Origin of the sequence: Paenochrobactrum glaciei (assembly GCF_039522165.1) — a bacterium.
Classification (GTDB): Bacteria; Pseudomonadota; Alphaproteobacteria; order Rhizobiales; family Rhizobiaceae; genus Paenochrobactrum; species Paenochrobactrum glaciei.
Genome location: NZ_BAAADE010000002.1, coordinates 326,119 through 346,602, shown reverse-complemented (window position 1 = coordinate 346,602; position 20,484 = coordinate 326,119). Strand labels below are relative to the sequence as shown.

Annotated in this window: 16 protein-coding genes, 1 pseudogene and 1 riboswitch; of the genes and pseudogenes, 6 read left to right on the top strand and 11 right to left on the bottom strand. The window is 49.5% G+C overall.

What is annotated here, in order from left to right; translation table 11 throughout:
- Positions 1 to 6: 6 nt before the first annotated feature.
- From cobO to ABDZ76_RS07920, 10 genes and pseudogenes are all read right to left on the bottom strand, one after another.
- Positions 7 to 645 (bottom strand): cob(I)yrinic acid a,c-diamide adenosyltransferase, encoded by a 639-nt coding sequence (cobO, locus tag ABDZ76_RS07965; protein WP_343804093.1) that lies wholly within the window; start codon positions 643 to 645, stop codon positions 7 to 9.
- Positions 638 to 4,420, bottom strand: a complete 3,783-nt coding sequence (gene cobN, locus ABDZ76_RS07960; RefSeq protein ID WP_343804090.1) for a cobaltochelatase subunit CobN — start codon at positions 4,418 to 4,420, stop codon at positions 638 to 640. Before cobN ends, cobO begins: the two co-directional genes overlap by 8 nt.
- Before the next feature lie 3 nt (positions 4,421 to 4,423).
- Positions 4,424 to 5,479, bottom strand: a complete 1,056-nt coding sequence (cobW, locus tag ABDZ76_RS07955; protein ID WP_343804087.1) for a cobalamin biosynthesis protein CobW — start codon at positions 5,477 to 5,479, stop codon at positions 4,424 to 4,426.
- Positions 5,480 to 5,482: 3 nt separating this feature from the next.
- A complete protein-coding gene (cobU, locus tag ABDZ76_RS07950) occupies positions 5,483 to 6,001 on the bottom strand; it encodes a bifunctional adenosylcobinamide kinase/adenosylcobinamide-phosphate guanylyltransferase (protein WP_343804084.1) in 519 nt (172 codons plus the stop codon).
- Positions 6,002 to 6,006: 5 nt separating this feature from the next.
- Positions 6,007 to 6,723 carry a CbtA family protein gene (locus ABDZ76_RS07945; RefSeq protein WP_343804081.1) on the bottom strand — a complete coding sequence of 239 codons (717 nt, stop codon included), beginning with the start codon at positions 6,721 to 6,723 and terminating at the stop codon, positions 6,007 to 6,009.
- 90 nt (positions 6,724 to 6,813) lie between these two features.
- Positions 6,814 to 7,002 carry a CbtB domain-containing protein gene (locus ABDZ76_RS07940; RefSeq protein WP_343804078.1) on the bottom strand — a complete coding sequence of 63 codons (189 nt, stop codon included), beginning with the start codon at positions 7,000 to 7,002 and terminating at the stop codon, positions 6,814 to 6,816.
- Positions 7,003 to 7,051: 49 nt separating this feature from the next.
- Positions 7,052 to 7,283: riboswitch (cobalamin riboswitch) on the bottom strand.
- A gap of 60 nt (positions 7,284 to 7,343) precedes the next feature.
- Positions 7,344 to 8,810 (bottom strand): cobyric acid synthase, encoded by a 1,467-nt coding sequence (locus ABDZ76_RS07935; protein ID WP_343804075.1) that lies wholly within the window; start codon positions 8,808 to 8,810, stop codon positions 7,344 to 7,346.
- Positions 8,811 to 9,250: 440 nt separating this feature from the next.
- Complete coding sequence (locus ABDZ76_RS07930; RefSeq protein WP_343804072.1) at positions 9,251 to 9,529, bottom strand: hypothetical protein; 279 nt, start codon at positions 9,527 to 9,529, stop codon at positions 9,251 to 9,253.
- A 37-nt stretch (positions 9,530 to 9,566) separates the two neighbouring features.
- Positions 9,567 to 9,842: a hypothetical protein gene (locus tag ABDZ76_RS07925; protein WP_343804069.1), complete on the bottom strand. Its 276-nt coding sequence runs from the start codon at positions 9,840 to 9,842 to the stop codon at positions 9,567 to 9,569.
- A gap of 139 nt (positions 9,843 to 9,981) precedes the next feature.
- Positions 9,982 to 12,324, bottom strand: a pseudogene (locus ABDZ76_RS07920) (mechanosensitive ion channel domain-containing protein); the annotation flags it as partial.
- A gap of 408 nt (positions 12,325 to 12,732) precedes the next feature.
- Here ABDZ76_RS07920 and ABDZ76_RS07915 point away from each other — a divergent pair.
- The 6 genes from ABDZ76_RS07915 to ABDZ76_RS07890 all read left to right on the top strand — a co-directional run bounded on the left by ABDZ76_RS07915 (position 12,733) and on the right by ABDZ76_RS07890 (position 20,265).
- Positions 12,733 to 13,107 (top strand): hypothetical protein, encoded by a 375-nt coding sequence (locus tag ABDZ76_RS07915; protein ID WP_343804066.1) that lies wholly within the window; start codon positions 12,733 to 12,735, stop codon positions 13,105 to 13,107.
- Positions 13,108 to 13,238: 131 nt separating this feature from the next.
- Positions 13,239 to 15,764, top strand: a complete 2,526-nt coding sequence (gene secD, locus ABDZ76_RS07910) for a protein translocase subunit SecD (RefSeq protein WP_343804063.1) — start codon at positions 13,239 to 13,241, stop codon at positions 15,762 to 15,764.
- Positions 15,765 to 15,865: 101 nt separating this feature from the next.
- Positions 15,866 to 16,828, top strand: a complete 963-nt coding sequence (locus ABDZ76_RS07905; RefSeq protein ID WP_343804060.1) for a lysylphosphatidylglycerol synthase domain-containing protein — start codon at positions 15,866 to 15,868, stop codon at positions 16,826 to 16,828.
- A gap of 185 nt (positions 16,829 to 17,013) precedes the next feature.
- Complete coding sequence (locus ABDZ76_RS07900) at positions 17,014 to 17,574, top strand: alpha/beta hydrolase (RefSeq protein ID WP_343804057.1); 561 nt, start codon at positions 17,014 to 17,016, stop codon at positions 17,572 to 17,574.
- Between the two features lie 270 nt (positions 17,575 to 17,844).
- Positions 17,845 to 19,500 (top strand): alpha/beta hydrolase, encoded by a 1,656-nt coding sequence (locus ABDZ76_RS07895; RefSeq protein WP_343804054.1) that lies wholly within the window; start codon positions 17,845 to 17,847, stop codon positions 19,498 to 19,500.
- Between the two features lie 15 nt (positions 19,501 to 19,515).
- Positions 19,516 to 20,265, top strand: a complete 750-nt coding sequence (locus ABDZ76_RS07890; protein WP_343804051.1) for a class I SAM-dependent methyltransferase — start codon at positions 19,516 to 19,518, stop codon at positions 20,263 to 20,265.
- Here ABDZ76_RS07890 and ABDZ76_RS07885 read toward each other — a convergent pair whose 3' ends face one another.
- The gene (locus tag ABDZ76_RS07885) at positions 20,266 to 20,451 is read right to left on the bottom strand and encodes a hypothetical protein (protein WP_343804048.1); all 186 of its coding nucleotides are present in this window, start codon (positions 20,449 to 20,451) and stop codon (positions 20,266 to 20,268) included. It lies immediately after the preceding gene.
- Positions 20,452 to 20,484 lie beyond the last annotated feature (33 nt).

Sequence of the window (20,484 nt, the reverse complement as noted above, 5' to 3'; positions counted from 1 at the left end):
CCAGTCTTAAAATTCAATGCCTTTTTGTGCTTTCACACCAGAGCGGAACGGATGTTTGATCATTTCCATTTCCGTGACCAGATCAGCCACTTCAATGAGCTCATCCTTGGCATTGCGTCCGGTGATGATCACATGTTTCATCGGTGCCTTGGCTTTCAGCACGTCGATCACTTCGCTCACTGGCAGATAATCATAGCGCAGCACAATGTTCAGCTCGTCACAAAGCACCATGTCATAGCTGTCATCGAGGATCATGGCTTTTGCCTGTTCCCATGCATCTTTAGCCATCTGGATATCACGGGCGCGGTCCTGCGTTTCCCATGTAAAGCCTTCGCCCAATGCCGAGATCGTCACTTGATCAGGGAATTTTTCCAGCACCCAGCGCTCGCCGGTGTCCCATGAGCCTTTAACAAACTGCACCACACCAATTTTCATGCCGTGGCCAAGGGCGCGGAAAACCATACCGAAACCAGCGGTGGATTTGCCTTTACCTTTACCGGTATTGACAATCACCAAACCTTTTTCATCGGTTTTGGTGGCTTGCATTTTATCGCGTGCCGCTTTGATTTTTTTCATCTTTTCGGCGTGACGCGCGTTCAGCTCTTCTTCACTCATCCCGATTGTTTTATCAGTCTTTTCAGTCATTTGCCTCGCCTTCCGGAATCAAATTCTGAGCCATCATTTCCAGTTCAAACCGCGCTGAATTCGAACGCGGTGTCCAGAACTGTCGTTTAATGGCCTCTTCTAGTTTCTGCGCAATTTCCCGTAATGCTGCCGGATTCTTATCCGCAATAAAATCACGCACTTTCGGATCAACCATATAGGCTTGATAGACTGCCTCAAAATGATGGTTTGAGACAGCTCCTGTTGTGGCAGCAAAAGCGAATAAATAATCAACCGTTGCTGCAATTTCGACCGCACCTTTATAGCCGTGACGCATCACACCAGCGATCCATTTCGGATTAACCGCACGACCACGCACAACCCGCGAAAGCTCTTCCTGCAAAGTGCGGATGACCGGACGCTCAGGGCGGGAATGGTCATTATGATAGACATCAGGAGCCTTGCCGGACAAATGCTCGACTGTCGCAGCCATACCGCCTTCAAACTGATAATAATCATCAGAATCAAGCAGGTCATGCTCACGATTGTCCTGATTTTGCACAACCGCATCAATTGCTTTGAGGCGCGTTTCTAAAAGGCCGCGCTGCGCATCGCCTTCTTCACCCGCACCATAAGCATAGCCGCCCCAGACAAGCCAGGCCTCAGCCAGATCGCCACGCGCTTCCCAGCCGTTTTCGTCCATCAGGGCTTGTAAGCCCGCACCATAGGCCCCCGGTTTCGAGCCAAAAATACGATATCCGGCTTTTTTGAACGCCTCTTGCTCGCTCTCGCCTTTTGCCATCAAAGCATTGGCTTCTTCACGCATACGCGCGGCAACGGGATTATCGCCTTCGCTTTCATCCAACTTGCCGACCGCACGGATTGCTTTGTCAAAAAGTGCAATCTGCTCAGGAAAAGCATCGCGGAAGAAACCGGAAATACGCAATGTCACATCGACACGCGGACGCCCAAGCTTTGCCATCGGGATAATTTCATAACCGGTGACGCGGCGGGAGGCCATGTCCCAAACTGGCTTCACGCCGATCAAAGCCAAGGCTTGCGCAATATCATCACCGCCGGTGCGCATATTGGATGTGCCCCATGCGGTCAGCCCGAAAGAACGCGGCCAATCGCCATTATCCTGCGTGTAGCGAGTAATTAAGAGTTCAGCCGATTTCCTTCCCAACTCCCATGCGGCTGGTGTGGGCACGGCACGGCTATCCACGGAAAAGAAGTTGCGCCCTGTTGGCAGCACATCTGGGCGACCGCGCGTTGGCGCGCCTGACGGCCCCGGATTAACAAAGCGTCCGTCAAGCGCTGCCATAAAGCCGCTCATTTCGGCTTGTCCGCAGGCTTCTACACGCTGGCGCAAATGATCATTAATCACGCTCAGAACCGCTTGCGTTTCCGACCAGTCAACTGGGCAGTCAGCTTCGCCGCTCACAAGTTGCGCAGCAAACAGCTCAATACGTTCAACCGTATCACCATTATTGCGCCAGAGATCATTGCTGATCGCCTGCAAAAGCGCAGGCTTTTCGCCCGTCCACGGCTCAGCCATTGCGCAATCCAGCGGATCAAACCCCTCAAGCAATTGCGCATCTTTGGCAATTGCCCGCTGCAAACTTTGATCACCAATAGCACCACCAAGCGACACGGCAATGCCGCGCGGCACACGGGCAAGCGCCACTAACAGATCGGTCAGCAATCGCCCTTCCGGTGCGAGGCCGAAAATATGCAAGCCGTCACGAATTTGCATTTCTTTGAGATCGCACAAATAAGCATCAAGCTTTTGCAGTGCCAGATCTTCATCATCATGGGCGTGAATACCGGCATCCTGATCAAGACCAATATCGCGCACCAAATCCAAAATCTGGCCTTTGAGGCGAATGAGGCGGCGCGGATCAAGTCCCGATGCCTCATAATATTCATCCACCAAAGCTTCCAGATCTTTTAACGGGCCATAGCTTTCAGCGCGTGTTAAAGGCGGCGTCAGATGGTCGATGATAACGGCACTGCTGCGTCTTTTGGCTTGTGTGCCTTCGCCCGGATCATTGACGATAAAAGGATAGAGATGCGGGGTCGCGCCAAAGACAGCTTCCGGATAACAGTTTTCCGATAAAGCCAATGCTTTACCGGGCAACCATTCCATATTGCCATGCTTGCCCATATGGGCAATCGCATCCACTTTGGCCACGTCACGCAGATAAGCATAGAACGCCAGATAGCCATGCGGCGGCACTAAATCCGGCGAGTGATAGCTTTCTTTCGGGTCGATATTATAGCCGCGTGCAGGCTGTATCCCCACCAGCGTTTCGCCATATTGCATCAGCGATAAAGCAAAGCTTTGAGGCTCGTTCATAAAAAACGGATCCGCTTGCGGCTCACCCCAGCGAGCAAGCACCTCTGCCTGAATCTGATTGGGAAGTTTAGCAAAGAAGGCATTGTATTGATTCAAAGAAAGCGTGTTGCGTACCACACGTCCGTCAAGTGCTGCATTGGTGGGGCCAGCCATCAAATCACCGATCAACTGGTCGCCATCGACCGGCAAATCAGCCACCGGATAATTTTGCGCCTGCATGGCGCGTAAGACTTCCACCGTACCCGCAGGTGTATCAAGCCCGACACCATTGCCAAGCCGCCCGTCCCTGTTTGGATAATTAGCAAGGATTAATGCAACGCGCCGTTCAGACGCTTGCTTTTCTTTCAAGCGCACCCATGCTTTGGCTAAATCCGCTACAAAATCCACACGGTCTTGTACCGGCTCATGGGTGACAATATTAGCTTGCACCACCGCATCATAATTTTTGGCTGACTTAAATGAAACGGCGCGGGTCAATACGCGCCCGTCCACTTCCGGCAGCGCAACATTCATTGCAAGATCACGCGAGGAAAGCCCCTGCGGCGAACCTTCCCACATTTCTAAACTGGAACCGGACAAGATCACTTGCAGCACCATCGCGCCATTTTTTTCCAGCACTGTCGGCTGGCGTTCTGAGCCGGGAACAGAAACCGCAAAACCAGTAGCGTTTAAAACAAGTGACGGATTGTCTTCATCAAAAATTCGCTCCAGAACGGCCACCGAAACCGCATCTTTCAAGCTGCTGATATAGACAGGCAAGACGTTCAGCCCACGCGCCTTTAGCGCCTCAATCAGCGCTTCAATCGGCTTGGTCTGGCCGCTTTGAACAAGTGCCCTATAAAAACAAATCGCCACCACCGGCGCGTTTTTATTGGCTCTTAGCTCGCGCAATTCTGCAACTGTGGCAATGCCATCTTCCGGCCACCAAAGACCGGCTTTTAATAAAGGTGCGGCTTCCACCGGCCGTTCACGACCATCAATTAATGATGTACAACATTCCAGAAAGCCACGTGCATTTTGGGCGCCACCTTCAATCAGATAATGCCACAGCGTATCCAGATCATGCGGGTTAACCGTTGAATAGCGTTTCAGGCTTGCATCAGGCTTATCATCACCGGGCAAAACCGCCAGCATAATGCCGTGATTGACCGCGCAGGCATGCAGCGCTTCCAAGCCATATGGCCAGTAGCTTTCACCACCAATCACCCGCACGACGATCAGCTTTGCAAAACGCGCTGTGCGTTCCACATAAGTGTCTACCGACATTGGATGTGACAGCGACATCATATTCACAAGCCGGAGTGTCGGCGCATCACTGATTGAGCGATGCGCCGAGGCCAGACTTGCGAGCTCTGTATCAGCCGCAGAAAGAAACAAAATATCGGCAGGGCTTTGACCTAAATCGATGGCTTCGCTGCCGTCGGCAATCGTCCCTTTCTGGGCAAGCAGGAGATGCATGGATTACGCTGCTTCCTGAACGGATTTAGCAATCGCTGCTTCATCAATATCATGCACGCCGATTACCACCAGCTTGGTAGAGCGGGCTTCACCGTCTGCCCATGGACGATCAAAATAATGCTCGATACGCGAACCGACGGCCTGCACAACCAGACGCATCGGCTTGCCCGGCACATTGGCAAAACCTTTCAAACGTAAAATGTCATGTTCGCCAATGATTTTCTTCAGGTTTTCTGCAAATGCTTTTGGGTCGTTTACATCACCGGCTTCCACCACAAAGCTTTCAAACTCGTCATGACTATGGGTGTGATCGTCACCGCTTTCGTGGTGCATTTCATGATGTGACTTGCGGTTGGCAATGTCATCTTCCGAACCGACACCCAGACCAAGCAGAATGTCCGCACCAATTTTACCAAAACTTGCTGGCACCATATTAGTCTGGCGGGATGAGCGTTCCGAAACATCTTTGCGCACAGTTTCAAGCGCTGCCTCATCAAGCAGATCGGCTTTATTGAGCACGATCAGATCAGCGGCATGGATCTGGTCTTCAAAGAGTTCTTCCAGCGGGCTTTCATGGTCAAGCGATTCATCGGCCTGACGCTGCGCATCAATTTTATCATGATCATCCGCAAAGCGGCCTTCGGCAACAGCTGCCGCGTCAATCACGGTCACCACGCCATCAACGGTCACTTGCGTTTTAATTTCCGGCCAGTTGAATGCAGCAACAAGCGGCTGCGGCAGTGCCAGACCGGAAGTTTCGATCACAATATGATCAGGACGATCAGCGCGTTCCAAAAGCTTGGTCATGGTCGGGATAAAATCATCAGCAACGGTGCAGCAAATGCAACCATTGTTCAGCTCAATAACATCATCTTCTTCACAATTTTCAATGCCGCAACCTTTTAAGATGCCACCGTCAACGCCCAGATCGCCAAATTCATTGATGATCAAGGCAATGCGCTTGCCATTCGCATTTTCAAGCAAATTACGGATCATGGTGGTTTTACCCGATCCTAAAAAGCCGGTAATCACGGTGGCCGGAATCTTTTGACCCTGCATATTCTATCCCTTCATTTTCAACGACAATCCTGCCGCCATAAAGTAAACTTCCTGAGCTTTTTCAGCCACGCGCTGATGTAAAAAACCCGCATAATCTCTAAATTCCCGTGCCATCCGGTTGTCAGGCACAATGCCCAATCCCACTTCATTAGAGACAAAAAATATCTCACCGGACAGTTTGGGAAAAACCTCTAAAAGCCGCGTCGTTTCAGCGTCAATGTCGCGCTCTGCCATCATCAGATTGGTGACCCAGAGCGTTAAACAATCAACCAGCACGAAACGATTTTGCGCAGCCGTTTTCAACAATGATCCCGCCAGATCAAGCGGTTCTTCAACCGTTGTCCAGTTCAGGCCACGTCTGTCTTGATGAATACTGATACGCGAGCGCATTTCATCATCATAAGCACGCCCTGTAGCGATATAAAATAGCTCCAGGCCAGAGCTTTCCGCACAGTTTTCAGCGTATTTTGATTTTCCCGAGCGAGCGCCGCCGAGAACAAGCGTAATTTTTCCCGACGGCATGCTTATCAAGCCTCGATTTCTGCGGATGCGTAGGTTTGCACCAGCCAGCCAAGCGTCAAACCAATCACCACCCACATAAACAAATTCGTGGCTGTGGTTGCCACTGCATATTGCGACGCAAGCAGCGACGGGATCGGTGAAGAAATATCTTCCGGATGTGGCGCACCATAAAGATGCGGTGCAACAATGGCGACAAGACCTAAAATCTTCGCCCAGATTTCAGCGCGCAACACGAGAAGATAAATACCAATTGCCGATAAAATAACAGTCACAACCCACCAAAGCTGACGCTCTGCCAGATCGGCTGCCGGCATGGCTGGCAATTCCGGTGAAAGCCCGAGAGACGGCAGAAATGACACCGCAAAGAAACCGGCAAGTCCCCAATAAATGCCGTTTTGCTTGGTCACGCGACGTCCCAACAATAAAGCCGTGCCGCCCAAGGCCAGCGCAAAGCCGCCACAAGCAACTAAATTGGCCAAAATTGTATTGCCAAGGCGTCCGAAAGGCAGTTCAGCGCCTTCTTCTTCATCCTCAGCAGCATCACCATGGCTATGTGGTGCTGCCGCTTCTGATGTCTCGCCATGATCATGACCACCGGAGGCGTCTTCATAGATTTCGGCCTGCAAAATCAGTGGCACTGTCTTGATATACATAGCAGGCGTCATCAGCAGCCCTGCAATCAGACCAGCTGCTAAAACCGCCAATAAATAACGAATATACATAATTCCCCCATAGAGAAATAAACTCACGCATGCGTGAGCATCACTTCATCATCCAAAATGAATGAACCCCTCAAAATTCCGAGCGGTAACTTAGTGACAAGGGAACCCATAAGAATGGCGCATATCATGTGCAGAATCATGCAGCATGTCTGAATGCGCCAAACCAACACCATAGATCAAAAAAACGCCAAGCATTAACGCAACAAGTGCCGTACCCAAACGGGCAGCAAGCGGTGTGGAAAGCACATCCGATGCGCTATTATTTGTGTGTGCAGCCATGACAACCTCCGTGCAGGCAGCAGGGAAAACCTCCCCTTAGGTGCAGGCAATATGCCCTTTGCAAACAGGCAGGTCTCCTGGCTCGCGGGTCGTGAAGATGAAGCCGCCTTCCCGGTTTCCCAGTGGCTGCTGGTTTCATTAAAAAACCAGCTTGGCAACATCCCTCACCGCTCTACAGTCGCGGGGTCGGCTGCTATCAAAATGCTTATTACAAGCATTTCACGCATTCCCTCTTCGTCCATCAATCCAACATGATGAAAACCTGATGCAATGGCCTGACATTATGCTGTGCGATTGTGATCGTCAATCGACTTGAGGCTTCGCTGATTGTGGATGAAGGTTTAAATTTTGACCGGCAAACTTAACTGCAACAAGGCATCCACATCGAGATATTGCTCAAGATTATCAGCAAGCTCGTTCAGTGCATCGTCAACGCTGGCCCGATAATTAAAACCAGCACCATGCACGCCAAGCTCTGCCAGTAATTTTGCCCTGAAACTATCGGACGCAAAAAGCCCGTGTAAATAAGTGCCAAAAATGCGACCATCAGTAGAAACCGCGCCATCCGACCGCCCGTCAATCAATGCGAAAGGACGCGCACAATCCGGCCCGTGGCTCACACCGCAGTGAATTTCATAACCATCAACCGGCACATCATAGGCCACAGCTGTGCCCTGCACCTGACCAAGTGTTTTTTCGGCCTTCATGACAGTTTCCATCTGCAAAAGGCCTAAACCGTCAGCGTCAGCCGTATCGCCATCAATATGCTTCGGATCACTGATTTTTTGCCCCAGCATTTGATAGCCGCCGCAAATGCCAATGACATGGCCGCCACGCTTTACATGAGCATGAATTTGAGTGTCCCAGCCATTTTCACGCAAACGTTTTAAATCACCAATAGTCGATTTAGTGCCGGGCAAAATAATCAGCCCTGCATCAGCAGGTATTGCCTCACCTGCCCGCACCATCACCACTTCAACATCCGGCTCGGCTTTTAAAGGATCAAGATCATCAAAATTGGCGATTCGATCCAGCATCGGCACAGCAACTTTCAACGCTTTCGTTTGAACGCCTACCATACGTTCCAACACGACTGAGTCTTCGGCAGGCAAACGCGCCACTGCTTTCAACCATGGCACCACACCAAAAGACGGCCAGCCGGTAAATTCGGTGATGGAGCGCAAGCCATTATCAAAAAGCGTCACGTCACCACGAAACTTATTGATCAGAAAACCAACAATCATCGCGCGGTCTTGCTCGGGCAAAATCGTATGCGTGCCCACCAGCGAAGCAATCACACCGCCGCGGTCAATATCCCCCACCAGCACAACCGGCACCCCCGCCTTGGTGGCAAAGCCCATATTGGCAATATCGTTTTTGCGTAAATTAATCTCAGCCGGAGAGCCCGCACCTTCCACCAGCACTATATCAGCGCCATCACAAATATGCTGCCATGACTCCATCACGGCATTCATAAATTGCGGCTTCAAACGCTGATAGTCGCGCCCCTTGGCTTGCCCGCGCACTTTACCCTGCACAATGATCTGGCTGCCGGTTTCAGATTGCGGCTTTAATAATACAGGGTTCATGTGAACGCTGGTCGGCACACCACAGGCTAATGCCTGCAACCATTGTCCGCGGCCTATTTCGCCGCCATCATCGGTAACGGCTGCATTATTGGACATATTTTGCGGCTTGAACGGGCGCACTTTAAGCCCGCGATTGCGCATCACACGACAAAGACCGGCCACAAGAACCGTTTTGCCAACATCAGAGCCAGTACCTTGAAACATTATCGCGCATGTCATGATTGTGACCTATCGCAATCGGCACGTTCTGCATAGAGGCCAAACAAATGTCCGCGCAAAGAATTATTGAATGCCGCAAAACTACAGTTAAGCGCATTGCAGAATCACACTGAACAAATCTTCACGAAAGTGACGCGTGATATTTACCACTCTTTAACAAACTGGCTTTTTTCAGCCAATTTTACAGTCAAAAAAGTGCAATCTTTAGACTTACTTAAGCTTCTGATAACCATCCGGTAAGAATGTCCTGTTAAAAAGATCATCGAGACGGCAACAAACCGCCTCGATGCTCCGGATAAGGTATTGCGTACCGGAGCTTATAGTATTTCTCACCGGTGTATTGTTTGGTGAGAGCCAAAGCGTTTGTTGGCAAGGCCGTGCATCTTCGGATAGCGCGGTTTTTGCCATTTTCAAATGTTTGTTAAGTATAAATTTTAGCATTAATTTTTAACGGTATCCTCTACCGCTTGTGCTGTCCCTTTCACATCACGCCCCACACCACGAACCGTGTTGGCACATGCAACGAGTGTAAATGCAAAGAGAACAATAGCTATTGGGGCAAAGCGTGAGATTTTCATTCGTTTACGTCTCCATTGTAGCATTTTAAAGTTAAACACTTGGATCAACGTGAAAACGCCGCATTGGTTGCCTCTGCTTGAAAAGATTTTACAAAATATAAGCAAAAAAACCCGCAAGCATTTTAGCTTACGGGCTTTCATTCATGCGTGCCTGTCAAAACAAGCAGGTTTTATAAAATTATTTAATCTTTGCCTGACCACCACTGATCGTTACTGCTTCGCCACCATTCAGCGCTTCACGGTCGCCGTTTGGCATTGTCACAAAGCAACCCGACGGGCAGAAGCTGACAGTTTCGCCCGGAGCAATCACCAGCTCTTGCTTGGATGCGCCTTCGGTCACAACAATGGTCTGGGCTGATCCGTCACCGTTGGTCACAGTTGCAGCCGCGGCCAGAGCAATACCTGCTCCTGAAAGCGCAACTGTCATCACAATGACTTTACCGAATTTGATCATATTGCCTCGATGTTGCCATCGCCCCTTTTTGGATCGGATGCCGCCTTTGCTGCACCCTGTCTACTCTAGTAATGCTAAATCTATAGAACACTCAAGCTGAATGTTAGCTGAACAAAGTTTTATACTCTTAATCTCTTGATCAAGCGTCCGCATCTTTCTGAACGACAGCTTCATCTTCCGCCTCTGTCTCGACTTTTGCCTGAGCTTCGGCTTCAGCAGCAGCGGCGGCCTTTTCCATTTCAATTTCTTTATTAAGCTGATGCAAGCGCTCAATTGCAGCAAAGCGCAATTCGTTTTTAATATCGGTTGTAGCGGTAATATCTGCCAAAAACGCATACATATCAAAAGTAAGCTGCCAGTGGGTCATTGTAGTCAATGCAACATAGGGAGCAGGATTTTTCAACACCGATGGATTGGAGCGCACAACATCCAACAATACTGCATGAACACGGCGTGGTTCATCCATCATCGGAATTTGAAAATTAATCTCGATACGGCCAAGCTTGTTGTGATGTGTCCAGTTGCCGACATTACCATTAATCAAGGTCGAGTTCGGCACAATGATCGATTGGCGCTGGAAAGTTTCCACTTCCGTTGCACGTACACTGATTTTTTTCACCGTACCGCTAACCGTCCCTGCTTCCACCCAGTCACCCACTTTAAACGGACGTTCGGCCAGCAAAATCAGACCGGAAACAAAGTTCTGCACGATATTTTGCAGACCAAAACCGATACCAAGCGAGAGACCACCGGCAATGAGTGCCAGATTGGAGAGGTTGAAACCAGCGGCTGAAATACCAACCAATCCAGCCAAGCAAAGGCCAATATAACCGATGACAGTACGAATGGAGTTGCGCACACCGACATCCACACGGCCGCGCACCATCACTGTGGTGTCGAGCCAGCGCTGGAACCAGCGTGTAAAGAAATAAACCACTAAAAATAAAACAACGCCGGTAAGAATACCCGTCAGCGAAATGGAGAAATCACCGATACTGAAACCGGTCATCAAGCGGAAGAAAGTATCTTTCAACTCGCTCCACTGGAAACCAAACTGCATCAATATCAGCGGCAACCCGATAAGCAGCACCATCAGATTGATCAAAATACCGACAATCAAACCAGCCTGATCCATGGAACTATCATCAAGACCAAACTTGTTTTGCAGTCCGTGACCGATTTTGGTCGATTTAAATGCACCTTCTTCAATGATGGCACGGGCTGTCAAAAAGCCCAGATACATCATAATCAAAAACGCGCCGCTCACCATGATCTGCTGCGAGGCAAAACGCGCAAAACCAATATAGCCGCCGAGCGAACTGATAACCGGAATAGCGCCCAAGCCAAAGAGCAGAATTTTCGCAAGCTTCGGCCAGCTATGCACTTCACCATCATCTTCACGCTGAATAGGTTTCAGCAGAGCAATCCAGATAATCAATGCACCAATCAGCAGCGAGGACACCAAGCTTTTGGCAACAGTCAGTGACAATGGCGAAGACAAAACCTGATTAACGGTTGTAAAAACATAATCGAGACCATTGACCAAAGCCGCAGTGGTAGCCAGCGCCAACAACACTTTCCCTGAGCGCGGTGCAATCGGCATCAAGCGCCATGCCGGCATATCAGGGCTAATAATCGCTTTTGCCATACGGTAAATAAAGTACACAAGTCCGGCAGAGCTAAAGACAGACCGTAAAATCAGCGCAATATCGCTGCGCAGCACATTAAAATAATCAAGGAAGAAATAAGTGGTCGCAAAGAAAACGCCAACGGCTGCCGACGGAATGAGTGTTGACCAGAAAGCCACCGACAGACGACTTAAATAAGAAGGGCTTTCGACCTCGGGATCGCGCTGATAAATTGTGCCAAGAAAATAACGCGCTCCCAATTCTAAAAGAACTGCGGCTACAAACGCAAAGAAAGTGGCTGCCAGAAACGAATTTAGCTTGAACGAAACAACAAAACGCCACCATGAGCGGACGATCTTGCCCAGTGCCGTCAGCTGATCCCCCGCAGCAGTCGTGACATTAGCGCCCATGGAATAGTCAATCTGTACACGCTGTGACAAAGTACTGCTGAACAGATCACGGCGGATTGTAATCACTTTATTACTTAAGCGATTGACTTGCAGGGAGGCATCTTCTGTTTCCCCCAACACCGCATTGATTTGCGCTTTTTCATTCGCCAAACGTGCCCGCTCTTCGGTCACAACATCGGCTTCTGCCGGTTGCCCATCCCCCGGTGCTGCACCTAATTGTTCCAGACGCGAGTTGATTTCAGTCAGGCGCGGACGGAAAGAAACACCAGCTTCCAAGAGCTTGCGTGATATATCATCAAGCTTCAGCTTGATCGCCGCCAGCTCCTCATCATTGGTGAGGCTTTGCTCAAGCTTAGTCTCCAGCTGCGCAACAGATTGCTTCAGCTCATTGATAATAGGACGTTTTTCATCTGCAATTGTTTCCGCCAACACCGGAACGGACAGAGCCGCCATAAGCCAGATAATTGATAAAATGATAGCTCTTGGTAAAAATAACCGGTTCAATTTTCTCACCCAGTCTACCCTTTTATAATCATCTGCAATGCGCATTGTTTCAGCATTATTATTAAACTGCATCATTTGGCAAAATACGTGTCTTTTCAATCGAAAAACATAATTTGCTTATATTTAAAATCCGCGGCCAGCATAGGGTAATTTTACGCCTGCGTTAAGATAATGGTCGTATTTTCCTTGTGAGCAGCGTTACAGTTGGTTAATGAGGATTCTCAATCAGATTTCTATGTGTTATTCTTCCAGCACTTAGAAAGCTAAAAATTGTAACGCAAACGGCACAGGCCCCATCTTTTGGCAAAGCATGTGAAACATAGATTGAATAAACAAGCACATGATTTCATGGTGCTTTTTTCGATTCTGGTTTCATTTCTGACTCTGTTTCTGATTGCACAATTCAACGCTTCTTCTGATGAAAAAAACCAAGCAATCATTCAGCTTAATGCAATCAGCCAAACTGATTTGCGGATAACACCAACCGGACGTCACCAGTCAGCACCGGCTAATCTGCCATCCCGCTCGTCTGTTGCCGAACTTTATCAGCATAAATTCAAACCGCAGCGCTTTGATAATGTTGATCCGTTTCTTGGTGCAGTTCTTTTTGATTTTGCCGCCGAATATTTCACCGGCCTGCAAATCATCTATTTTGCCGAAAATTTAATCGCTCTGCCCGTCGCCTCAACCGGCGCACGCGCACCACCTTTTTTCACGCGATAATTTTTCAGCACTTCCCCTCCGGCAGGTCTCATACGTTTTTTTGACAAATGTCATTCACCAGAGCTTGCAACCACCCATTAGCCGCTATTCTGATCCGTTCAGACTGGCTGCCTTTTCCGGATTAAAAAACTATGCGCACATCCAAATGGGCCATTGCTTTTTATAGCCTGATCGTTCTGGTCGGGCTTATCATCGCATTGCCCAACTTCTTTACCCAGCAGCAGCTCGATGCGATGCCAAGCTGGTTCCCTAAAAAACAAGTCACACTCGGTCTAGACCTTCGCGGTGGCTCCTATCTCGTATTGGAAGTTGATGCAGCAGGCTTGAAAAAAGACCGTCTGCGTTCATTGCTTGATGATGCGCGTTCAAAACTGCGTTCAGAACGTATTCAGCCGCAATCCATCCGCATTGCCGGTGATAGTGTTGTTGTTGCTATTCCTGACGCCGATGCCCGCCAAAAAGCTGACACTGCCCTGCGCACATTGATTACACAGGTCAATTCCAATAGTTTTGGCGCTGCGATCAACGACATTGAAGTCACTCAGTCGGACAATCAGATCCGCCTCAATATGACTGAAGCAGGCTTCCAGTATCGTCTTGACGCTGCTCTCCAGCAGAGCCTTGAAATCATCCGCCAGCGTGTGGATCAGGTTGGTGTCGCTGAACCTTCCATCCAGCGTGTTGGTTCGGATCGTATTGTGGTTCAGCTTCCGGGTTTGCAAGATCCGGCACATCTGCGCCAGCTTCTCGGCTCCACTGCTAAGATGACCTTCCATATGGTGGCCGATGCACCGGTCAACGATACCCCACCTCCAGGTGTCTCCATCCTGCCGGATGCCAAAGACGGCATGCAATATCCGATTGAAGATCAGGTGGCACTGAGCGGCGAACGCCTGACTGATGCACGCGCCGGCTTTGACCAACGCACCAATGAGCCAATCGTTTCATTCCGCTTTGACTCTCTGGGTGCCCGTCAGTTTGCTGAAATCACCACCAAAAACGTCAATCGACCTTTTGCCATCGTTCTTGACGGCAAGGTTCTAAGCGCCCCAGTTATCCGTGAGCCGATCACCGGCGGTTCGGGTCAGATCAGCGGTAACTTCTCGGTAGAAGAATCCGTTGTTCTTTCCGCACTTCTGCGTGCCGGTGCATTGCCTGCACCACTCACTGTGATTGAAGAACGCACCGTTGGCCCCGACCTTGGTGGCGATGCCATTAAAATGGGTCTTTACACCGGTATTGTAGGCTTCCTGCTTGTTGCTGTTCTCATTATCGCTCTTTATGGCGTGTGGGGACTCATTGCGAATGTCGCATTGCTTCTACATACAATTTTGACACTTTCAGCTTTGAGCCTGCTTGGTGCAACGCTGACTTTACCGGGTATTGCCGGTATTATTCTGGGTATTGGTATCGCCGTTGACGCCAATATTCTGATTAACGAACGTATTCGTGAAGAAACCCGTAAAGGCATGGGAGCGATGGCCGCTCTCGATAAGGGCTTCAAAATTGCCTATTCCACCATTGTGGATGCCAACGTCACCACATTGATTGCAACCGTATTGCTGTTCCTCTTTGGTACAGGCCCGGTACGTGGTTTCGCAGTCACTATGATGCTCGGCATCGCTATTTCCATGTTCACCGCGATCACCATTGTTCGCGTTATCATGGAGTGGGTTGTTCGCCGCCGCAAAATGAAAGTGCTGCATATTGAACCAATTCTGTCTTTGGTGCCTGAAAATACCAATTACAAGTTCATGAAAGCGCGTTTCTTTGGCATCGGTGTTTCTATCGTTCTGTCGCTTGCCTCCATTGGCCTCTTTATTGCACCGGGATTGAATTACGGCATTGATTTCAAGGGCGGTATTCAAGCGGAAATCATCACTTCGCAACCTGCCGATTTAGGCCAGCTTCGCTCCACTCTCACCGATTTGAAACTAGGTGAAGTGGCACTGCAAACAGCCGGCAGTCCGAACAATGTGCTGATCCGTATGCAGCGTCAGGATGGTGGCGAAGAAGCTCAATCCGTTGCTGTTGCCAAAATGCGTGAAGCGGTTCAGACGCTTTATCCGGATGTGAAAATCGAACGCACCGAAGTTGTGGGGCCGAAGGTTTCCGGTGAGCTGGCACGTTCTGGTGTCATTGCGGTTGTACTCGCAGCCTTTGCCATGCTGATTTATATCTGGTGGCGTTTCGAATGGTACTTCGCCGTCGGTGCGATTGTCACATTGGTGCTTGATACGACCAAGCTTGTCGGCTTCTTTGCCTTGATGCAGCTTGACTTCAACCTTACAGCGATTGCAGCCCTCCTCACCTCCATCGGTTACTCAGTTAACGATAAGGTGGTGGTTTATGACCGTATGCGAGAAAATATGCGGTTATATAAATCCAAGCCGCTGCGTGAAATCATCGATATGAGTATTAATCAGGTGCTAGTACGCTGTATTTACACCTCGATGACCACTTTCCTCGCAATGGCTCCAATGGCGATCTGGGGCGGCAGTGCTGTTGAAAACTTCGCTCTGCCAATGCTGTTTGGTATCTTTATCGCAACCAGCTCGTCCATCTTCATTGCAGCACCAATCCTGCTGTTTCTTGGTGATTGGTCGATCAAACGTCAGAAAAAAGCCGAACAAGATCAGGCTGCTATTGCATCTTGATCCAATATTCGGCGGGGCTGATTTAAACCTCAGCCCCGCCGTATTTCAGGTTTAAGTCGGGAGGGGAAATATATGGTTGATACGAAGTTAGCGAGCAGAGCATGAAATTTAAAGACTATATATGGCCGGTTATCGGTCTCATTGCTGTCGTAGTATCTGCATGGCTGCTTTATAAAGAATTGCGCAGTATTTCACTGGATGATGTCATCGACAGTCTCTATGCCATCCGCGTTCATCACTGGGTTCTGGCAGCGGCTTCTGCGCTTGTAGCTTATAGTTCGCTTGCCGGTTATGACCGTATCGCGCTTTTGCATCTGCATCGCAAAATTTCGTGGATCTTCATCGCCCTTTGTTCGTTCACCACTTATGCCCTCTCCCACAATATCGGCGCTTCGGTCATTTCCGGCGCAGTAGTGCGTTATCGTGCCTACTCATCACAAGGTTTGCCGGGCAGTGAAATTGCAGTTCTGATTGCTTTCTGCTCCTTCACTTTCATCCTCGGTGTCATCATGACATCCAGCATCGTCCTGCTGCTGGAACCTCATATTCTGCAACGCTTCAGCGAAGATTTGCCGCCACATCTGGCCATTGGCATTGCCATCATTATGCTTGCTTTTGTGCTGCTTTATGTTTTTGGCAGCTGGCTGCAATTGCGCCCGCTGCAGATCGGCAAATTCCGCCTCGAATATCCGCGTTTAAGTGTCGTCGTCCAACAATTGATTGTAGCACCGGTCGAACTCATCGGTGCAGCAGGCATCATCTATTTCGCGCTACCGGAAGCTGGCAATCCGGGCTTTTTGATTGTGCTTGGTATTTTTCTGGTGTCGTTTTCTGCCGCACTTATTTCCCATGCACCAGGTGGCTTAGGCGTCTTGGAACTCGTCTTCATGACCGGCCTGCCGGATATGGACCCAGCCGATGTGCTGGCCGCTTTAATTGTCTTCCGCCTGCTTTATCTGCTCATTCCATTCGGGCTGTCGCTGATTGTCGTGCTGGTATTTGAGAAGTCACAGTTCTCGAAAAGCTATTACAAAACGCAAACGCCTGAAAAACACGACCATTAAATCACCCTCTTTCGAGCCGTATATTCAAAACACCTTTAATATGCGGCTCGATAGAATATAATTTAATTAATCTGCCAATTATTAGTTTTCTATTTCTTATACACCCCGTCAAATCCCCTTAAAATGAAATCATAATTCAACAGCCATTATGTTTGGCTGTGTATTTTCATCCAGAGGGTTAAGACATGTCGGCTACTTTAATTATTCCCGGTTTCAAGGGATCTGAAGCAGGTCACTGGCAGCGCCAATGGCTTGAAGATGATGATACTGCACAAATTGTCGAGCAGGATGACTGGCATTATCCGGTGCTTTCCGAATGGCTTTATAAATTAGAAGCAAAGCTCGTTGAAAATCCGGGTGCCGTGCTGGTCGCCCATAGTTTAGGCTGCATTCTGGTCAGCCATTTAAGCAGCCGTCCAGCGGCAGCGCATGTGGCAGGTGCGCTGCTGGTGGCACCAGCTGACGCTGAAACCATGGCTAAAAAAGATGAACGCTTTGCAAGTTTTGCCCCCTTGCCGCGTGAACAACTCAGTTTTCCGTCTATCGTCGTTGCCAGCCGCAATGACGAATATATGAGCTTTAACAAAGCCCAAGCTTTGTCACAGGTTTGGGGCACCGGTTTTGTTGATCTAGGTTTTTCTGGCCATATTAATCCGGCCAGCGGTTTTCATCATTGGCCGGAAGGCGCCATTCTTGCCGCCGGTCTGCATAATGCACAACCGCATCAACAATTGCGGGCAAGTTAAATCCTTAGCATATATGTGTCTGGTCGGGCTTTTGCTTGACCGGACACAATAAATTTATCAACGCCGCCCACTCCTCCCTTAAAATGCACTCTCCCTATGGCCGCCCCCATTGCAAGTGCTGCTTTTTCATGTCAATTCAAGCGAAGTGATATAAAAACAGAAGCAGCAACCTCTAACAGGCTGCGCAGAGTGCTCCTGTTATTGTTTTTTTGCATGATCGTAATGACCCGCTGTGGTGTTAAACTTTCGCTATGCAATAAGGGGTGTGCGATGCGCCATTGGTTCTTAAGGCTCTGGAACTCGTTTAATGCAATCGGGCTGCTGATCGGCACCCTGTTTTTTGCCGCTTCGCTGACCCCGAGCCTGCTGCCACGCACCTATGTCATGCAAGGTCTCTTATCGGGAGTAACACTTGCCGCCGGTTATGGTCTGGGCGTATTTTTTACAGCCCTTTGGATCAGGTTGGAATTACCGCGCTTTCAACCGAAAATTCGCCGGTTTTTAAAAATCACCGGCAGTTCTTTCTGCATACCCGTACTGATTATTTTTCTGTGGCGCACTGCTGAATGGCAAAATTCGATCCGCGCTTTAATGCAGCTAGAACCCGTGGAAACCGCGCATCCATTTTATGTCGCTATTATCGCCTCAATCAGTTTCACATTTTTGATCGGCATCGTGCGCCTGTTTAAATGGGTGATGCATATTTCCTCACGCAATGCGCAGCGCTTTGCGCCCAAACCAATGGCCTATCTGCTTGGCAGTCTCATTGCTGTCGCCATTTTCTGGAGTGCGGGTGAAGGTATCTTGTTCCGCGGCGCCCTGCATATGGCCGACTCCTCCTTCCGCGCTCTTGATGAAATGATGGAGCCGGATACCGAACAACCACTTGATCCGCTTAAAACCGGCAGCAAAGCATCGCTTGTTGCCTGGCGTGACCTTGGCCGACAGGGCCGCGAATATATCGCCAATGGCCCCCGTCAGGAAGATATCAGCGCTTTTCGCAATCAACCAGCCCTTGAACCCATCCGCGTTTATGTCGGGTTGAATGCCGCAGACACCGTCGATGCACGCGCCAAGCTTGCTTTAAAAGAACTCATCCGTGCTGGAGGTTTTGAGCGCTCCTCACTGGTGGTAGTCACCCCGACAGGCACAGGCTGGGTCGATGCCGAAGCAATGGATCCGGCAGAATATTTGCTCAATGGTGATGTCGCCAGTGTTGCCGTCCAATATTCCTATCTGGCCAGCTGGCTGTCACTGTTGTTTGAACCCGATTACGGCAGCAAAACCGCGCGCGCTTTATTCCGTGAAGTTTATGGCCACTGGACAAAAATGCCTAAAGACAAGCGCCCTAAACTCTATCTTTATGGTTTGAGCCTTGGTGCTTTAAGCTCCGAACGCTCGGCAGAATTGTTTGAAGTGATTGGTGATCCTTATCAAGGCTCCCTCTTGGCTGGCCCGCCATTTCCAAGTCGTGTCTGGCACGCGATGACAGAAGCCCGCAATCCTGACAGCCCGTCATGGCTGCCGGTTGTAGGTGATGGCTCCTATGTGCGCTTTACCGCGCAAAAAGATGCCCTTGACCATGCAGCCGCACCTTGGGGGCCAATCCGCACCGTTTATTTGCAATATGCCAGCGATCCGATTGTTTTCTTTGAATATTCATCGCTCTATAGCAAACCGACTTGGATGGATGATCCGCGCGGGCCGGATGTCTCGCCTGAATTCCGATGGTATCCGGTCGTTACCTTCCTGCAACTGGCGCTTGACCTTGCCATGGCAACCACAACGCCAATGGGCTATGGCCATGTTTATGCCGGTGAACATTACATTGATGGTTGGCGCGAAGTGCTTAATCTGCAAGATTGGAGCGCAGACGATTTAAACCGTCTCAAAGATAAATTCAGAGCCGATCGCCGCTCATTATAATGTCTGAGTGAAAATATGAATAATCTTTATGGTCGCCTCGCCTCATGGGTCTATGAAGTCGATAAGCCAATCGGCAAATCATTCGGTGATGTTGAATTTTACCGTGATTGCCTGAAAAATATTGACGGCCCCGTGCTTGAACCAGCTACCGGCAACGGCCGCATTCTTATTCCGCTGCTGGAGGCCGGTATTGAGGTCGATGGCTATGATCTGTCGCAAGATATGCTGGATTTATGCGAGCAAGCACTTCAGACCCGCAATCTTAAAGCGGATTTGAGCAAAGCCGCCTATGACAGCTATCAGGCAAAACGCCAATATTCTGCACTCATCATTCCGGCCGGTTCTTTTCAGCTGATGACTGATACAGCAGAAATCGAGCGCGCCGTGCAGAATTTTGCCTCTTCCCTCAAACCGGGCGGCAAACTGATTGTCGATATTTATCCGCGTCTCGATGAGGAAGAAAAACCGCGTGTGCGCCACTGGCAGGTTGGAGACAATCTGTTGGTACTCTCCGAAATGCCTTATGCCATTGATTATTTCGCCCAGAAAACGGTTTCGCAATTACGTTACGAACACTGGCACAAAGGCGAACTGGTCAAAACGGAACTGGAGCTTTTCAGCCTGCGATGGTGGGGTGTTTATGAGTTTGAACTGCTGCTCAGACAAGCAGGCTTTAAAAATATAAAACGCTCAGCAGACTACCAATATGGCGTCGAGCCATCAGATGGCTCATCATGCGTAACATTTGAAGCGGTGATGGGATAATCACCAGATGCCGCGGTGCTTCCAGCACCAAAGCATATGTTCTTCACTTGGATTTTCACGGCGCTGTTTTCGTCGTTCAATTTCTTCTGCACTGGCTTTCAGGCGGGCAATTGCGCACATCAAGGCACTGTTCTGCAATGCCTGCAAGCCCAAAGCTTCATGAAAAAAGAACGATAAAGGACGCATGAATCCCCTCAACACCCATGAATAATTAAGGAT

What these genes read in the sequence shown, in the direction of transcription:
- cobU (WP_343804084.1), bottom strand. Translation starts at nt 6,001, where the DNA reads ATGCCGTCGGGAAAAATTACGCTTGTTCTCGGCGGCGCTCGCTCGGGA.
- ABDZ76_RS07885 (WP_343804048.1), bottom strand. Translation starts at nt 20,451, where the DNA reads ATGCGTCCTTTATCGTTCTTTTTTCATGAAGCTTTGGGCTTGCAGGCA.
- ABDZ76_RS07890 (WP_343804051.1), top strand. Translation starts at nt 19,516, where the DNA reads ATGAATAATCTTTATGGTCGCCTCGCCTCATGGGTCTATGAAGTCGAT.
- cobW (WP_343804087.1), bottom strand. Translation starts at nt 5,479, where the DNA reads ATGCAGGGTCAAAAGATTCCGGCCACCGTGATTACCGGCTTTTTAGGA.
- cobN (WP_343804090.1), bottom strand. Translation starts at nt 4,420, where the DNA reads ATGCATCTCCTGCTTGCCCAGAAAGGGACGATTGCCGACGGCAGCGAA.
- ABDZ76_RS07905 (WP_343804060.1), top strand. Translation starts at nt 15,866, where the DNA reads ATGAAATTTAAAGACTATATATGGCCGGTTATCGGTCTCATTGCTGTC.
- ABDZ76_RS07900 (WP_343804057.1), top strand. Translation starts at nt 17,014, where the DNA reads ATGTCGGCTACTTTAATTATTCCCGGTTTCAAGGGATCTGAAGCAGGT.
- ABDZ76_RS07915 (WP_343804066.1), top strand. Translation starts at nt 12,733, where the DNA reads ATGGTGCTTTTTTCGATTCTGGTTTCATTTCTGACTCTGTTTCTGATT.
- ABDZ76_RS07895 (WP_343804054.1), top strand. Translation starts at nt 17,845, where the DNA reads ATGCGCCATTGGTTCTTAAGGCTCTGGAACTCGTTTAATGCAATCGGG.
- secD (WP_343804063.1), top strand. Translation starts at nt 13,239, where the DNA reads ATGCGCACATCCAAATGGGCCATTGCTTTTTATAGCCTGATCGTTCTG.
- ABDZ76_RS07940 (WP_343804078.1), bottom strand. Translation starts at nt 7,002, where the DNA reads ATGGCTGCACACACAAATAATAGCGCATCGGATGTGCTTTCCACACCG.
- ABDZ76_RS07930 (WP_343804072.1), bottom strand. Translation starts at nt 9,529, where the DNA reads ATGAAAGCCCGTAAGCTAAAATGCTTGCGGGTTTTTTTGCTTATATTT.
- ABDZ76_RS07935 (WP_343804075.1), bottom strand. Translation starts at nt 8,810, where the DNA reads ATGACATGCGCGATAATGTTTCAAGGTACTGGCTCTGATGTTGGCAAA.
- cobO (WP_343804093.1), bottom strand. Translation starts at nt 645, where the DNA reads ATGACTGAAAAGACTGATAAAACAATCGGGATGAGTGAAGAAGAGCTG.
- ABDZ76_RS07925 (WP_343804069.1), bottom strand. Translation starts at nt 9,842, where the DNA reads ATGATCAAATTCGGTAAAGTCATTGTGATGACAGTTGCGCTTTCAGGA.
- ABDZ76_RS07945 (WP_343804081.1), bottom strand. Translation starts at nt 6,723, where the DNA reads ATGTATATTCGTTATTTATTGGCGGTTTTAGCAGCTGGTCTGATTGCA.